This is a genomic window from Methylorubrum thiocyanatum (genome assembly GCA_014138645.1).
GTDB classification, from domain to species: domain Bacteria; phylum Pseudomonadota; class Alphaproteobacteria; order Rhizobiales; family Beijerinckiaceae; genus Methylobacterium; species Methylobacterium thiocyanatum.
The window spans coordinates 163,662-178,900 of the sequence record JACJIB010000004.1 but is presented as its reverse complement, the minus strand read 5'-3'; the positions used below and the strand labels follow the sequence as shown (position 1 = coordinate 178,900).

Annotated in this window: 12 protein-coding genes and 1 tRNA gene; 6 read left to right on the top strand and 7 right to left on the bottom strand. The window is 70.3% G+C overall.

Annotated features, from left to right (window positions below; genetic code table 11):
• Positions 1-3: 3 nt before the first annotated feature.
• From HNR51_RS12095 to HNR51_RS12080, 4 genes are all read right to left on the bottom strand, one after another.
• Entirely contained in the window at positions 4-1,437 is a 1,434-nt protein-coding gene (locus tag HNR51_RS12095; protein ID WP_182555099.1) for an NAD-dependent succinate-semialdehyde dehydrogenase, read from the bottom strand.
• A gap of 154 nt (positions 1,438-1,591) precedes the next feature.
• A complete protein-coding gene (locus HNR51_RS12090) occupies positions 1,592-2,620 on the bottom strand; it encodes a Hint domain-containing protein (protein WP_182555098.1) in 1,029 nt (342 codons plus the stop codon).
• Between the two features lie 925 nt (positions 2,621-3,545).
• Positions 3,546-3,630, bottom strand: a tRNA-Leu gene (locus tag HNR51_RS12085).
• 136 nt (positions 3,631-3,766) lie between these two features.
• A complete protein-coding gene (locus HNR51_RS12080) occupies positions 3,767-4,072 on the bottom strand; it encodes a FliM/FliN family flagellar motor switch protein (RefSeq protein ID WP_012456419.1) in 306 nt (101 codons plus the stop codon).
• A 57-nt stretch (positions 4,073-4,129) separates the two neighbouring features.
• On the opposite strand from HNR51_RS12080, the gene lipB reads away from it, so the two are divergent.
• Positions 4,130-4,861, top strand: a complete 732-nt coding sequence (lipB, locus tag HNR51_RS12075) for a lipoyl(octanoyl) transferase LipB (protein WP_182555097.1) — start codon at positions 4,130-4,132, stop codon at positions 4,859-4,861.
• Positions 4,862-4,981: 120 nt separating this feature from the next.
• On the opposite strand, the gene HNR51_RS12070 is transcribed toward lipB, so the two are convergent.
• Entirely contained in the window at positions 4,982-6,142 is a 1,161-nt protein-coding gene (locus tag HNR51_RS12070) for a glycosyltransferase family 2 protein (RefSeq protein ID WP_182555096.1), read from the bottom strand.
• 186 nt (positions 6,143-6,328) lie between these two features.
• On the opposite strand from HNR51_RS12070, the gene HNR51_RS12065 reads away from it, so the two are divergent.
• The 3 genes from HNR51_RS12065 to HNR51_RS12055 all read left to right on the top strand — a co-directional run bounded on the left by HNR51_RS12065 (position 6,329) and on the right by HNR51_RS12055 (position 8,664).
• Complete coding sequence (locus tag HNR51_RS12065; RefSeq protein WP_141953655.1) at positions 6,329-6,823, top strand: ferritin-like domain-containing protein; 495 nt, start codon at positions 6,329-6,331, stop codon at positions 6,821-6,823.
• 119 nt (positions 6,824-6,942) lie between these two features.
• A complete protein-coding gene (locus HNR51_RS12060) occupies positions 6,943-8,100 on the top strand; it encodes a Gfo/Idh/MocA family protein (RefSeq protein ID WP_182555095.1) in 1,158 nt (385 codons plus the stop codon).
• Between the two features lie 120 nt (positions 8,101-8,220).
• Entirely contained in the window at positions 8,221-8,664 is a 444-nt protein-coding gene (locus tag HNR51_RS12055) for a DMT family transporter (RefSeq protein ID WP_152278462.1), read from the top strand.
• A gap of 9 nt (positions 8,665-8,673) precedes the next feature.
• On the opposite strand, the gene HNR51_RS12050 is transcribed toward HNR51_RS12055, so the two are convergent.
• The gene (locus tag HNR51_RS12050) at positions 8,674-10,623 is read right to left on the bottom strand and encodes an AI-2E family transporter (protein WP_182555094.1); all 1,950 of its coding nucleotides are present in this window, start codon (positions 10,621-10,623) and stop codon (positions 8,674-8,676) included.
• A 108-nt stretch (positions 10,624-10,731) separates the two neighbouring features.
• Positions 10,732-11,106 (bottom strand): response regulator, encoded by a 375-nt coding sequence (locus tag HNR51_RS12045; protein WP_041372165.1) that lies wholly within the window; start codon positions 11,104-11,106, stop codon positions 10,732-10,734.
• A gap of 254 nt (positions 11,107-11,360) precedes the next feature.
• On the opposite strand from HNR51_RS12045, the gene HNR51_RS12040 reads away from it, so the two are divergent.
• Both HNR51_RS12040 and HNR51_RS12035 read left to right on the top strand, forming a co-directional pair.
• On the top strand, positions 11,361-12,719 hold the full coding sequence (locus tag HNR51_RS12040; RefSeq protein ID WP_141953658.1) for a pentapeptide repeat-containing protein: 1,359 nt from the start codon (positions 11,361-11,363) through the stop codon (positions 12,717-12,719).
• A gap of 85 nt (positions 12,720-12,804) precedes the next feature.
• Positions 12,805-15,201, top strand: a complete 2,397-nt coding sequence (locus tag HNR51_RS12035) for a hybrid sensor histidine kinase/response regulator (RefSeq protein WP_152278465.1) — start codon at positions 12,805-12,807, stop codon at positions 15,199-15,201.
• Positions 15,202-15,239: the final 38 nt, after the last annotated feature.

The following is a 15,239-nucleotide window of genomic DNA, read 5'->3' as shown; positions in this document are numbered from 1 at the left end:
CCTTCAGGAATGGGCCTGCGTCACGAACTTCGTCGTGAGATAAGCCTCGATCGCCTCCGAGCCGCCCTCGCTGCCGTAGCCCGAATCCTTGACGCCGCCGAAAGGCGTCTCGGGGAGCGCGATGCCGTGGTGGTTGATCGAGATCATCCCGGACTCGACCCCTGCCCCCACCCGGTTCGCCCGGGTGGCCGAGCGGGTATAGGCGTAAGCCGCGAGCCCGTAGGGCAGGCGGTTGGCCTCGGTGATCGCCTCCTCGTCCGGCCCGAAGCGGCGGATCGCCGCGATCGGCCCGAACGGCTCCTCGTTCATGATCCGGGCCTCGAGCGGCACATCGGCGAAGACGGTCGGCGCGAAGAAATGGCCGCGGTTGCCGATGCGGCTGCCGCCGGTGAGGAGCCGGGCGCCCTTGGCCTCGGCATCGGCGACGAAGGCCTCCATCGCCTCCACCCGGCGGCCGTGGACGAGGGGGCCCATCTGCGTCTCGGGATCGAGGCCGTCCCCGACCTTGAGCGCTCTTGATGCCGCGACGAACCCGTCGACGAAGCGGTCGTACACGCCCTCCTGCACGAGGAAGCGGGTCGGCGCGACGCAGACCTGACCGGCATTGCGGTACTTGTTGGCCGAGAGAATCCGCACGGCGGTGTCGATGTCGGCGTCGTCGAACACGATCGCCGGGGCGTGGCCGCCGAGTTCCATCGTCGCCCGCTTCATGTGCTGGCCGGCGAGCGCCGCGAGCTGCTTTCCGACCGCGGTCGAGCCGGTGAAGGTGATCTTGCGGATCACCGGATGCGGGATGAGATAGCCGGAAATCGCGGCCGGATCGCCGTAGACCAGGGCGAGCGCATCGCCCGGCACGCCCGCATCGAGGAAGGCGCGTACCAGCTCGGCGCAGGAGGCGGGGGTGTCCTCGGGGCCCTTCAGAATGACGGGGCAGCCGGTGCAGAGCGCTGCCGAGAGCTTCCGCACCGCCTGATTGATCGGGAAGTTCCAGGGCGTGAAGGCCGCCACCGGCCCGACCGGCTCGCGGGTGACGATCTGCAGCACGCCCTCGGCCCGTGCGGGGATGACGCGGCCGTAGGCGCGGCGCCCCTCTTCCGCGAACCACTCGATGATGTCGGCGGCGACGCCCGTTTCGATGCGGGCCTCGGCCAGCGGCTTGCCCTGCTCACGGGTCATGGTGCGGGCGATGTCCTCCGCACGCTCGCGCATCAGCGCGGCGGCCCGGCGCAGCACCCTGGACCGGTCGAAAGCGGAAACGCGCCGCCACGCGGCAAAGCCGCGCTCGGCCGCCTCCAGCGCCTCGTCGAGGTCGGCCCGCGTGGCGACCGCGACGCGGCCGACCGGGTCGCCGGTGGCGGGGTTCAGGATGGCCAGCGTCTCGCCGCCGCCACCGGAACGCCAGCGGCCGGCGATGTGAAGCGAAACGTCGAGGTCCATGAGCCATCTCCGAGGAAGGATGGCCCTCCATATAGGGGCTGCGGGCGCAGGGCACGTCCACAGGCCTCGGTGCGTTGCCCGGCGGCCCGCTCGAACGGCGCGCACCCCCGCCGGGACTCGGCAGGGGCGCGGCCGGTGATCGGAGCGTGCCGGATTACGCGGCGATCCACGCCTGCGTGTCGGTCCAGGCGCCGTGCGCGTCGAGTTCCGCGGCGAAGACGCCGTCGAGCCGCGCCCGCTCCCGGTCGATCAGGCTGCCATCCACCGCCACCGGGCGGCAGCGGCCGTGCTCGCCGGCCGGCACGAAGTCCGGATCGGTCAGCACGCCGTCATCGCCCGCGAACCAGACCCGGCTGCCCATGTCGTAGAAGCTCTCGGCGGGCAGACCCTCGGCCAGCAGGATGTCGTGGCTGTCCAGCTCGACATGCCAGTAGGTGACGCGGGTCGCCGCCTCGCGGACGACGGAGGTGCCGTTGATCAGGCACATGATCGGCACCAGGGCTCCGCCCGCGCCGTCGACATCGGCGCCGACGAGAACCGGATGGCCGTGCGAGAGGCGCAGGTCGCGCGCCGGGAGGCCGGGGCCGAAGGCGCCCGCGCGGATGCGGATGGGCTGCTGGTCGTGGGACAGGGCGTGGCCCTGGCCATCGACGTCGCGGCGGCCGATCCAGGTGATCGGGCGCAGCGCGCCGGAGGCGGTCACGGCGAGGTCGCCGACGACCAGATCCTCGACCGCGACCTCGCCCCGGGCGGTGCGGATGAGCGTGCCGGTGGTGAAGCAGGGCGCGGCCTGGGCGTTGTAGGTGCCGAGATTGTTGTCGTCGGCCGTGAAGCGCGTCCGCGCGGGGTTCCCGCTTCCGAAGACCTGCGTATTCGAGAGAAGGTAGCGGTAGTTCCCCACGCTGGTTTCACCGGGAGGGATGTCCCTGCTGGTGAACAGGATCTGGTTCGCGTTGTCGTACTGCGTCGAAGTCAGCTGAATGGACCGACCCGCATAGCCCGTCGGCGCGTCGGCGCCATAGGTCAGGGTGACCGTGTCGCCCACCGCGTTGACGGTTCCGTTGACGGAAACGGAGTATGTGGAGGCAGCATCGACCGAAAAGCCGGCGGATGCGCCGCCGTCATCGATGCCGAGAAAGCCAGCGCCGTAAGTCTGGTTGTTGAAGGTGATCGGTAAAGCCATAGTTTTCCCCTCCCGTCTTGAGCGGGCGCTCTTATTTTAGGTCGCGCGTCATTTGGTGATTCGGCGACGGAATGCAGAAAAACGGATCTAATTGGAGGCTTGTGAAGGCCTCAACGCTGCTATTATCGATTTCTGCTTTCAGTCACGGTCGGAGCATGTGGGGAATTCGCTCGGCTGACAATCCATCGGGATGTGTTGTTCGGCAGGCGGATTATTTTTCTCTCATCATCGTGGCTCTCTGTGCCAGTTCTGCAACATCATGCCGCTCAAAACGCTCGAAACATCAGTCCTTTAGGCAAATTGATCGGGATCTTTAGGCAATCGATTTGCGCATTGATCTTGTGCTTCGCGGGACCCGTGCGAAGACCCGTCGATCGTGCGGGAAGACTCGGCCGCATGGCGCATGGAGAAGCGTGTTGGGTGGGCCTATCCGGGGCGCCTCACCGGTGCCTGCGTGACGATGTGCGGGCGCTCGGCCCGGGCGTCGGCGTCGTTCGGGGCGGCGGGCGGCTGTCGCGCTCCGTCGAAGGTGATGGGCGAGCGCGAGCGCCTTCGTTGCCGCTGGATGGCGGTCGGGGCCTTCTTGCCGACGCTGTCGGCGGCCCAGCGGTCGACAAGAGCCGCGACGGTGCCGCCCCCGCGGGTTTCCGCGTGGCCGCGTCGAGCTTCGTCGATGGTCCTTGGTCGGGGGGAGCCTGGATGGCCTCGACCGCTGTCATGGGGATGCTTGGCATCGCCACGAGCCGGTCGCGCTCTGACGATCCAAGCGGTGGAGCGGTTCGAGCATCGTGCACGAACGAACGGAAAAGCGTCCCCGTCTTCGGGGGCTTCCGTGGTCGGGCTGTCAAGAACGAGATGTGTGAAAGTGCGGGCTTCACCAACCCATCGTCAGGACCAACCTTTTGACTTCCAACAGGAAGTAGGTTGGTGCGGCCAAGAGGACTCGAACCTCCACCCCTCGCGGGACTAGCACCTCAAGCTAGCGCGTCTACCAATTCCGCCATGGCCGCCCTTGCCGCCGTGCCGCTTCGTCAGCGGCCGGTGTCTTGTGTGGGCGGCGCAGCGGATAACAGATGCCCGGGGCGGGCACAAGCGCCGGATTCGCATCTTCGCGTTTTGCCGCCTCGAAAACCGCGCGGAGACCGCTCAGAGCCCACCCTCGCCGTCGTCGAGGATCGGCACGGCCCCTTCGCCGATGGTCACGCCGGGGGTGCGCACGACCTCGGCCTTGCGGATCAGCTCGGTCACCTCGACGGAGATCCGGTTGCCGGTCACGACAATCTGCCCGCGGGCGATCGGGTGGTCGTTGGCGAGGATCTCGACCATGTCGGTCTCGGTGGCCTCCAGCTCGATCACCGCGCCGCGGCCCATGCGCAGCAGCATGTGCAGCGGCATGTGGCTGCGCCCCAGCACGACCTTGAGATCGACCTGCAATTCGTCCAGGACCGCCACGTGCGGATGCTCCGTTTGTCAACCCTCGGAAAACCTTCCGCATGCAAGGGTGAAGTCTTGGTAAACAATTCCTTCACGGCGCCCGCTTCCCGGCTTTCGATCGCACCCGCGACATTCCTGCCGCGCGCGGGCGCGCCGCCGGTGGCTTGGCGCGTGACCGACGCCCTCGTCGACTACGCCGTGGCGGAGGCCGAGATGGAGGCCCGCGCCGCGGCGATCGCCCGGGGCGAGGCGGACGAGCTGGTCTGGCTGCTGGAGCATCCGCCGCTCTACACCGCGGGGACTTCGGCCAAGGCGGCCGACCTCGTCGAGCCGGAGCGCTTCCCCGTTCACCGCACGGGCCGGGGCGGGCAGTACACCTATCACGGGCCGGGCCAGCGCATCGCCTACGTGATGCTCGACCTCAACCAGCGTAAGCCCGATCTGCGGGCCTACGTGGCCAGCCTGGAGGCGTGGCTGATCGCGACGCTCGACGCCTACAACGTCCGGGCCGAGCGCCGTGAGGACCGGGTCGGCGTCTGGGTGCGCCGCCCGGAGAAAGGGCCGACCGTCGAGGACAAGATCGCGGCGATCGGCATCCGCGTGCGGCGCTGGGTGAGCCTGCACGGCATCAGCCTCAACGTCGAGCCGGACCTCACCCACTTCTCCGGCATCGTGCCCTGCGGCGTGCGCGAGCACGGCGTCACGAGCCTGGCCGATCTCGGCCGCATCGTCAGCCTGCCCGAAGTGGACATGGCGCTGCGCGCGGCCTTCGAGCCGATCTTCGGCGCGACCCGCGACGAGGCCTGAGATCCGGGGGTTCACAAGGATCATCCCGTTCGCGGGTCCGGGGAGGAGCCATGGTTGAAGGCAGATCGGGGCGCTGCTCTGATGCCCCGCCAAAGGGGTGACCCCTTTGGGATCCCAAACTCAAGCGTCCGCGGTGGCCGTCGGTACCCTCGGGAGCGATGCAGCCGGTGCCGACCGGCGCAGGCGCAAGCCCGCGCGCAGCAGCGGCAGGACGAGGCGGGCGAGGCGGATCTGGCCGGGGAGCTGCCGCGGCATCAGCGGGCGGTAGGCGAGGCGCGGGCTGGCGCGGTCCGCCGCCGCGACGATCTCGCCGACCCGCGGCAGGGCGGCGATGCGGCGGGCCTCCGCCTCGGGGATGCCGAGCCGGCGCGCCCAGGCGAGGTCGCGGGCGAGCCGCCCCTGGCCGTGCAGGCGGCGCAGGCGCGCCCGCCACGCGTAGCGGTGCAGCGCGCGCGGCACCGCCTCCATCCGGGCGTCGCACAGGGCGTCGGGCTCCTCGCAGCGGGAGCGGATCGTGTCGGCGACGCCGCCCGCCGCGCGGCCGGTGAGACGGGCCGAGATCAGCACCAGCACCGCCCGGTCGTGGCGCACGCGAAAACCCCGCTGAAGCAGGGCGCCGACGAAGGCGCCGTCCTCGCCGAGCGGGATTTCCGGCATGCCCCCGACGTCGCAATAGGCGGAAAGCCGCACCGCGAGGGAGGCGCCGATCGTGGTGCGGTGGCAGGGCCAGGGATCGTGCGGATCGGGATCGATGCGCGCCTCCATCTCGGTGATGAGCGCGTCGTAGGTGTCCTCCAGCCGGCCGCGGGCGGGCAGCGAGGGCGGCAGCAGGGCGGCCTCCGCCGGGATCAGCTCGACCCGGCCGGCCACCGCGTCGGCGCCCGCCTCCAGGGCGGCGAGATTGGCCGCGACCCAGTCCGGCGGCACGATGCTGTCGGCATCCGTGGTCAGGAGCGTGCCGGATGCGGCTGTTCCCGCCTCTTCGAGCCACGCGACGGCCGCGTCCATCGCCGCCCGGCGGGCCCAGCCCGCATGCGCCCCGGCATGGACCCGTTCGATCACCCGGACGGGAATCGACAGCCCCGGCACGCGCTCGGCGACGATCCGGGCGGTGTCGTCGGTGCAGTTGTTGAGGAACAGCACGAGCCCGAGCCGCCCCGGCGCGAGGCCGCTCTGCGCGTCGATCGCGTTCAGGCAGCGGGCGATCCGCTCGGCCTCGTTGCGGACGGGGATGGCGATGATCGTGTCGGGGCACGACGGCGCGAGGGAGACGGACGGCACGGACACAGGCTCCGGGAAGGCCAATGGAAGGCGCAGGCGCCGTTCCTAGGCCACGCTTGATGAACCGCGGCTGATGGTCCCGTGCCGACAGCGGGACCAACGGGCCGGGCGACGGAACAGGAGGGACGGCCCCTGGTTTCCCGGGCACCCCACGCCCCGTCGCGACCCAGCAGCAAGGAGCCTTCCATGTCGGCACCCGGCAGCCTCAAGGACATCTATCTCGACGAGATGAAGGACCTCTGGTCGGCCAACGACCAGATGAGCCGCGCCGTGCAGCAACTGAGCGATCAGGCGAGCGATCCCAAGCTGAAGCAGATGCTGCAGGATTCGGTCGGGGGCATCGCCAAGCACACCGATATCCTCAAAGGCCTGATCGAGGAGAACGGCGGCCAGACCGCGCCGGAGCATTGCAAGGGCATGGAGGGCCTCGTCGCCGAGGCGCTCAAGCACGGCATCAAGGAGGCGCCGAGCGACGGCCGTCTGCGCGACGTGCAGATCATCGCCCAGTACCAGCGCATGTCGCATTACGGGCTCGCCGGTTTCGGCTCGGCCGTCGCCTACGCCCGGGCGCTCGGCAAGTCGGATCAGGAGAACAAGCTCAAAAGCGCGGTCTCCGAGATCTACAAGGCGGACGAAGTCGCGACCCGCCTCGCCGAGAGCGTCGAGCGCGCCGCAGCCTGACCGCGCGTCCGCCACCCCTCCCCCACGCCTGACAAGCCTTGCGACGGCGGCCCGGGTCGAGACAGCGATCCGGGCCGATCGCACGTCATTTTCGAAGCTGTTCCCAAGGAGAGATCCGCATGAGCGTCCTGTCCGCCCTCGGCCTGACCTCGGGCAAGAAGGTCCGCTACGCCGTCGTGGCGCTCGGCGACATCTCGCAGGAGGCGATGCTGCCGGGCGTGGCCCATACCGGCAACTCGGAGGTCACCGCCTTCGTCACCGGCGATCCCGAGAAGGCGCGCCGGGTCGGCGAACTCTACGGCGTCACCGACAGCTACGGCTACGATGAGTTCGGCGCGCTGCTCGCCTCGGGCACGATCGACGCGATCTATCTCGCCACCCCGAACTGGCGCCACGCGGAGTTCGCGATTCCCGCGCTCAAGGCCGGGATCCACGTGCTGGTGGAGAAGCCGCTCGAGATCTCGAGCGAAAAATGCCGGGAGATCATGGCGGCGCAGGCCGGCTCCTCGGCCAAGCTGATGGTCGCCTACCGGCTGCATTTCGAGCCGGCGACGCTGGCCACGACCGATCTGATCCGCTCCGGCAAGCTCGGCGAGATCCTGACCTTCTCTTCGACCTTCACGCAGATGGTCTCGCCGGAGAACCACCGGGCGACGAGCGGCGTCGCGGCGGGTCCGATCTTCGACATGGGCCCCTATCCGATCAACGCCGTCCGCACCCTGTTCGGCGACGAGCCGACCGAGGTGGTCTCGGCAATCGGCGTGCGTCACCCGGAGGCCGGGCTCGGCGACTTCGACGACACCGTCGCGGTGACCCTGCGCTTCCCCGGCAACCGCCTCGCGCAGTTCGTGCTGTCCTATTACGGCAACGTGCTCGACACTTACGCGGTTGTCGGCACCCAGGGCAGCGTCGAGGTCAATCCGGCCTACATGTACGGCAAGCCGCTGGAGCGCACGGTGACCATCGGCGAAACCAAGAACCACGAGAGCTTCAAGAACACCGACCATTTCGGCGGCGAGCTGAAATACTTCTCCGATTGCATCCTCAACGGCACCGACCCCGAGCCCGATGCCGAGGAGGGCTACGCCGACATCCGCGTGATCGAGGGGATCCTGAAGGCGCTGGAGAGCGGCGGCCCGGTGCGGCTCGAGCCGTTCACGCGCACGCGGCGCATCGATACCGCGGCTCAGAAGGAGACGCTGTCGGCCCAGTCCTCGCCGGAACTCGTCAACACCTCCAATCCCGGCAAGGGCAAAGAGAAGGTGCCGAAGAACTGAGGCCTTCGCTCGGGCGCCCCGTTCACCGCTTCGCCCGCCCCCTGGCCCGCCCCCTGGCCCGCCGCCTGGCCCGACACCCGTCCCCATGCCGTCCCCAGGCATCGCAGGAAGCGCGAAACGATGATCGTCCTCTACGGCATCGCCCTGCTTGCGGGCATCGCCAACGCCGTCCAGCCGGGCCAGAGCACGCAACTGGCCAAATCCTTCGGGCAGCCCTTCGCGGCGGGTCTGGTCTCGATGCTCGTGGGCACCGCCACCATGCTCCTGATCGGCCTCGTGAGCGGGCGGCTGCGCGTGCCGAGCCTGCAACAGGCGCTGGACGTACCCTGGTGGGCATGGTTCGGCGGCGCGCTCGGCGCCGGCGTCATCCTCGCTCAGCTCTTCGTCGCGCAGCGGATCGGGGCGGCGGCGTTCCTGGGCCTGCTCGTGACGGGGGGCGTGATCGCCTCGATCGCCCTCGACCATTTCGGCCTCGAAGGCTTCGCCGTCCACACCGCCGGACCCGTTCGCCTCGCCGGTGGGGCGCTGATGATCGTCGGCGTCGCCCTCGTCGCCCTGTTCTGAGGCGGGTGCCTACTCGGCGGCCCTGAGCACCGGGGCCACCGCCGGGGTGCTGCCGGCCTGAGCCCGCTCCAGCGCCGCGTCGAGGGCGTCGCTGAGCGAGGTCACGAGCAGGTCGGCGGAGATCGCCCGGCGCAGGCGCCCGAGGGAGGCCGGGTCGCGCTCGCGCCAGAAGCCGACGAGGATCGTCACCCCCGGCGCCGCCTTGCGGGCGCGGCGGATGGTGAGGCGGATCTGCGACAGGCTGATCGGGTCGAGATACGAGAAGCAGATCATCGCCGGCCGCTCGGCCTTGGGCAGGCCGTCGCGCAACACGTTGCTCGGCGCCACCCGCGCCCCGAGCCCGTGGCGGGAGAGGGTCTGGGCGAGCATCAGCGTCGCCGCCTCGTCGAAGGCGCCGCCGCTCGGCACGCACAGCACCGCCGACCCGCCGCGCCAGGCCGGGGCCAGATCCTCCGGACGCAGCACGATCCCCGCCGCGCGCCGGTCCGGCCCCACCGCCGCGAAGGCGGCCTCGGCCTCCGCGCCGACGGGCTTGCGCGAGCGCCGCGGCAGGCCGCGCTTGCGCGCCTGCCCCAGCGTCTCGACCACCGCGCGGAAGCCTGCGCCGACCTCGCCCTGCCGCTCCCGGTCGAGCATGCCGCGGGCCGCATCCTCCTGGGCCATGCGCAGCCCCGCCAGCACGACCTCGTCGTAATAGGTGACGAGCGCCCGTTCTTTGAGGAACAGCCGCCCCTGGTCGATCGCCTCGGCCGGATCGCCTGCGAGCATGCGCTGGTAGAAGATTTCCTGGGGGCCCAGCGCCGGCCGGTCGCCGAGGATCACGTCGAGGAACCACAGCCGCTCGACATGGCGGCCGAGCACCACGAGGCAGACCGTGAGCGGCGTCGCGAGCAGCAGGCCGATCGGCCCCCACAGGAAGGTCCAGAGCGTCGCCGCCAGGATCACGGCCACCGGCGAGATGCCGGTCGAGTGCCCGTAGAGCAGCGGTTCGACCACGTGGCCGGCGATCGGCTCGACGATCAGGAACAGGATCGCGACCTGGATCGCCATCGACCAGCCGGGATCGACCGCGACCGCGATGGCGAGCGGCAGCACCGCCGAGATCACCGCGCCGACATAGGGCACGAAGCGCGAGATGCCGGCGATGACGCCGAACAGGATCGGGCTCGGCACGCCGATGAACCACAGGCCCACACCGATCACGAGGCCGAAGGCGACGTTGAGGATGAGCTGCGCGATGAAGAACCGGCTCAGCCGGCTCGTGGCGTCGTCGATCGCCGCGGTGGTGCGGCGCAGGTCGCTCGATCCCGCGAGCCGGATCGCGCGATTCCGCAGATCCTCGCGCTGGAGCAGGATGAAGATCGTGAACAGCAGGATCAGGCCGAGCGTCGCCAGCGGGTGCAGCACCCCGCCCGCCACGCTGCCCAGTGTCTTCAGGACGCCGGAGCGGGGGGCGTGGATCTCGACCTGCATCGGCCGCTCCGCCGTACCGAGCTGGGAATCGCTGTCGGTCTTGGCGGCGGGAGGCTGCAGTTCCTTGCCGATCTCCTCCGCCATGTCGAAGAAGCCGGAGAAGGTGTCCGATAGCCCGCCCCGCTCGGCGGTGGCCGCGCGCAAAGCCGTGATCTTGTCGCGCAGCGTCAGCGAGTAGCGCGGCAGGTCGGCGGCGAGCTGCGCCGCCTCCCGGGCGATCAGGCTGCCCACGGCCCCGAGCATGCCGAAGGCGAGGAGCACCACGAGCAGCACGGCCGCCGCCCTGGGGACGCGCAGCCGCCGCAGGGCGCGCACCGCGGGGACCAGGACGAAGCTCAGGAGGATGGCGAGCGCCACCGGCACGAGGATGTCGCGACCGAAATAGAGCGCGCCGGCCAGCGTCACGACGAGGAGCAGCGAGGCGAGCGTCGTCACCACCGGCAGCGCCTGCCGCAGGAGCCGCTGGGTGACCGGATCGGTGGTCATGGCGTCCTCATGATGCCGTCCTCACGGACGGTGAGAGATGCAGCCGATCCCACCCTTTCCCTCAGGATGAGGAAGAGGGGTGGGATGAGCGATTGACGTGCGATGCGCTCAGCCGGCCGCTCCGATCGCCGTCCCGATCTGCGTGAGCAGCTTGGGGAAGTCGATCGGCTTCGGGTGGTAGTCGTCGCAGCCCGCCTGGATCGCCTTGTCGCGGTCGCCCGACATGGCGTGGGCGGTCAGCGCGATGATCGGGATGGCGCGGGTGTCGGTCGCGGCCTTGAGGGCGCGGGCGGTCGACCAGCCGTCGAGGATCGGCAGGTTCATGTCGAGGAGGATCACGTCGGGCTGGGCGGCGCGGGCCTGCTGCACACCGGCCTCGCCGTCATGGGCCAGCACCACCTCGTAGCCGCGGCGCTTGAGCCGGCGTGACAGGAAGTCCCAGATCTCTTCGTGGTCTTCCACCAGCAGGATTTTGCCCGACACGCCCGCACACCCCTTCTCGCGCTGCACGCGCTTCCGCCACACAACGCACGGAAACCCGCTGCGGTGTCATCGCTCCGCTCGCAAACTGCGCTCCATGTGTCACCCGCGCCCCGTCGGCTGGCTGCACTGTGTCCGCGATGACCGCTGCGTCCGCGAACTGCGCTCGGTTTGCAATCTATCCGCCCCTCGCCTTGTCTCGCTCCGGCACGGACCGCTAAGGGGCTTCGAGGGCTCGAAGATGCGGGGCATGCGCGGTGCGGAATGGCGGAGCGGGGGACGACGATCCGCGCGTCGCGGCGCTGCTCGCGCGCCTCTCGGACGGTGACGCGCCGTTCTCGATCGGCGGGCGCGACGACCTCGCCGGCCTGCCCCTCGGGCGCGCGGCCCTGGGCGGGCGGGTCGATCCGCAGGCGCCGCCGCGCTGGTGGGCCGCCGCGGGCGGTCTCGACCTGCCGCGGGCCGACCTCGCCGATGCGCGGCTGGAGGAGACGGACCTGTCCGGCGCCAACCTGCGGCAGGCCTCGCTGGCCGGGGCGCTCGCCCGCTCCGCCGGCTTCGAGGGCGCCTGCCTGGAGGAGGCGGATTTTTCCGGGGCCGACCTCAGCGGCGCCCGTTTCGCCGGGGTCGCCGGGGGGCAGGCCGCTTTCCGCGAGGCGATGCTGGAGGATGCCGACTTCTCCGGTGCGACCATGCGCTTCGCCCGGCTCGACAAGGCGCTGCTCGACGGCGCCCGCTTCGAGGGCGCGGACCTGTGGGGCACCGACTTCACCGGCGCGGATGCCGACGATTCCGTCTTCCGCGGCGCGCGGCTCGACGAGGCCAACCTCTCCGACTGCAACCTGACCGGCGCGGATTTCGAGGGGGCGAGCCTGAAGAAGGCGCGGCTCGTCGGATCGCGGCTGCGCGGCGCCAACTTCTCCGGTGCCCGGCTCGACGGGGCGGACCTATCGGGCGCCGACTTCTCCCGCACCAGCCTCGTGCGGCTCGACCTCACCGCGTGCAAGCTGCGTCACGCGCGCTTCGCCGGCGCGTGGTTGGAGGGCGTGCGGCTCTCCGTCGAGCAGATCGGCGGCGCCGTCGGCGAGGAGATCGCGGGCGAGTACGAGGCGGCGCAGGCGAGCTATCTCGCCCTGGAGCGCAACCTTCAGAGCATCGGCAGCCACGAGGGCGCGAGCTGGGCCTACAAGCGCGGGCGCCGCATGGGCCGCCGCCATGCCGGGGTGCGGGCACGCGAGGCCTTTTTCACCCGCGATCTTCGTGGAACGTTCAGCTCCGGCTACCGCTGGATCGCCGACCGCTTCGTCGAGTGGCTGTGCGATTACGGCGAGAGCCTGTCGCGGATCGCCCGCGCCTTCCTCGTCGGAATCTTTCTGTTCGCCGGGGCTTACGGCGCCACGGGCGGGCTGTTCCACGAGGGCGAGAACGTGCCGACCTACAACCCCCTCGACCTCGTGAGCTACAGCGCGCTCAACATGATGACGGCCAACCCGCCGGAGATCGGCGTGAAGCCGCTGGGGCGCGTCACCAACCTGCTGGTCGGGCTCCAGGGCGCGGCGGGGATCGTGCTGATGGGCTTGTTCGGCTTCGTCCTCGGCAACCGACTGCGGCGCTGAGTGGCAGCGCGCGGCGCCGACTTGTGATTTCGCATCCTCACGAAAGCCGGCCACAGCTTTCGGACGGTGCCAGGACCAGAGCGGCATGACGGGAGACATCACGGTGACCGTACAGGACGGGAAGGTGCCGGCCACCGGGCCGACCATGGCGGATTTCCGCAACCTCGCCGACGCGCTGCCGCAGCTCGCCTGGATCGCCGAGGCCGACGGCAACCTCGTCTGGTACAATCGCCGCTGGTACGACTACACCGGCACGACACCGGCCGAGATGGCCGATCACGGCTGGCGCAAGCTGCACCACCCGGACCATCTCGAGCGCGCGGCGGCCCGCTTCGCCGCCTGCATCGCGGCGGGCGAATCCTGGCAGGACACGTTTCCGCTCCGGGGCAAGGACGGCCGCTACCGCTGGTTCCTGTCGCTCGCCGAGCCGGTCCGCAACGCCGACGGCGTCATCGTGCGCTGGTACGGCACCAACACCGACGTCACCGAGACCCGCCTCGCCCAGGACGCGCTGGGCCATTCCGAGCAGCGCTTCCGGGCGCTGGTGGATGCCTCCGCCGCCGTGATCTGGAACACCACCGCGCAGGGCGAGCTGATGCCGCCCCAGCCGCGCTGGGCCGCCTATACCGGCCAGGGTGAGGAGGCCTACCAGGGCTGGGGCTGGGTCGATGCCGTCCATCCCGACGACCGCGCGCGGGCCGCCGAGGTCTGGGCCGAGTGCGTCGAGGCGGTGAAGGTCTACGAGGTCGAGTACCGCTTGCGCCGCTACGACGGGGTCTGGCGCGACATGGAGGTGCGCGGCGTGCCGGTGCTCGCCGAGGACGGCACCATCCGCGAATGGGTCGGGCTCAACATCGACATCACCGCCCGCAAGGAAGCCGAGGCCGCGATCGAGCAGGCCCGCGCCGCGGCGGAAGCCGCCAACCTCGCCAAAAGCCAGTTCCTGGCCAATATGAGCCACGAGCTGCGCACCCCGCTCTCGGCGGTGATCGGCTATTCCGAGATGCTCGGCGAGGAGCTGGAGGATCTCGGCCAAGCCGAGCTGCTGCCGGACCTGCGCAAGATCGAGTCGGCCGCCCGCCACCTGCTCGGGCTCATCAACGACGTGCTCGACATCTCCAAGATCGAGGCCGGCCGCCTGACGCTGGCGGCGGAGAGCTTCGACGTCGCCAGCCTGATCGAGGACGTCAGCGCCGCGACGCAGAGCCTGATCACGAAGAAGCGCAACCGCTTCCGCCTCGACCTCGAAGGGGATCTCGGCGCGATGCATCAGGACCAGCTGAAGCTGCGCCAGTCGCTGATCAACCTGATCGGCAACGCCGCCAAGTTCTCCGAGGACGGCGAGATCGTCCTCTCCGTGCGCCGCGTCCGGGAGGAAGACGGCGAATGGCTGAGCTTTGCCGTCTCCGACACCGGCATCGGCCTGACGCAGGAGCAGATCGGCCGGCTGTTCGAGCGCTTCTCCCAGGCCGACGAATCGACCACGCGCCAGTTCGGCGGCACCGGCCTGGGGCTTGCCATCACCCGCGCCTTCATCGAGCGGATGGGCGGCACGATCGGCGTCGAGAGCACGTTCGGTGCTGGCGCGACCTTCACCATCCGGCTGCCCGCCACCCTCGCGGCCCACGAGGAGGAGGTCGAGGCGCAGAGCGTCGCCGCCCGCGTCCACGAGATCACCGAGGGCGAGGCGCATCTCCACGACGTGGTGCTGCTCGTCGACGACGACCCCGCCGCCCGCGACCTGCTCCAGCGCTTCCTCGAACGCGAGGGCTTCCGGGTGCGCACCGCCAATGACGGACGGGCCGGCCTGACGCTCGCGCGGGCGCTGAAGCCGCGGGCGATCCTGCTCGACATCGAGATGCCGCGCATGGACGGCTGGGCGGTGCTGCACGCGATCCGCACCGATCCCGAGATCGCCGAAACGCCGGTCATCATCACCAGCGTCGTCAACGAGTTCAGCCTCGCTCACGTCCTCGGCGCCACCGACTACATGGTCAAGCCGATCGACTGGGGCGCGCTCAAGGACGCGATGGAGCGCTATCGCCCGGTCGATCACGAGGGCAGCGTGCTCGTGGTGGACGACGATGCCGATGCCCGCGAGCGGGTGCGCCGCACCCTCGAGCGCGACGGCTGGCAGGTGCGCGAGGCCGAGAACGGCGCCGCCGCCCTGGAGAGCCTGGACCATGCCCGGCCGAGCCTGATCCTGCTCGACCTGATGATGCCGGTGATGGACGGCTTCGCCTTCCTGCGGGCGCTGCGCGGACGCCCGGACGGCAACAGCATCCCCGTCGTGGTGCTCACAGCCAAGGAGATCACCCCCTCGGAGAAGGAGAGCCTGGGCGCCCAGGCCGACCGGCTGATCATGAAGGGTTCGATGAGCCTGTCCGAGATCGGCCGGCAATTGCGCGACCTCTACGCCCGGCAGGACGGCACCCCGCTCCCCGGACAGATCCAGGGGCTGATCGACAAGCTGTCGCCGTAGGACCGGCCGCGTCGTCCGACCCATGCCCTCACCCTGAG

Excerpts from the sequence above, each read along its gene's own strand:
- HNR51_RS12035 (WP_152278465.1), top strand. The coding sequence starts at position 12,805 with ATGACGGGAGACATCACGGTGACCGTACAGGACGGGAAGGTGCCGGCC.
- HNR51_RS12055 (WP_152278462.1), top strand. The coding sequence starts at position 8,221 with ATGATCGTCCTCTACGGCATCGCCCTGCTTGCGGGCATCGCCAACGCC.
- HNR51_RS12090 (WP_182555098.1), bottom strand. The coding sequence starts at position 2,620 with ATGGCTTTACCGATCACCTTCAACAACCAGACTTACGGCGCTGGCTTT.
- HNR51_RS12060 (WP_182555095.1), top strand. The coding sequence starts at position 6,943 with ATGAGCGTCCTGTCCGCCCTCGGCCTGACCTCGGGCAAGAAGGTCCGC.
- HNR51_RS12050 (WP_182555094.1), bottom strand. The coding sequence starts at position 10,623 with ATGACCACCGATCCGGTCACCCAGCGGCTCCTGCGGCAGGCGCTGCCG.
- HNR51_RS12065 (WP_141953655.1), top strand. The coding sequence starts at position 6,329 with ATGTCGGCACCCGGCAGCCTCAAGGACATCTATCTCGACGAGATGAAG.
- HNR51_RS12095 (WP_182555099.1), bottom strand. The coding sequence starts at position 1,437 with ATGGACCTCGACGTTTCGCTTCACATCGCCGGCCGCTGGCGTTCCGGT.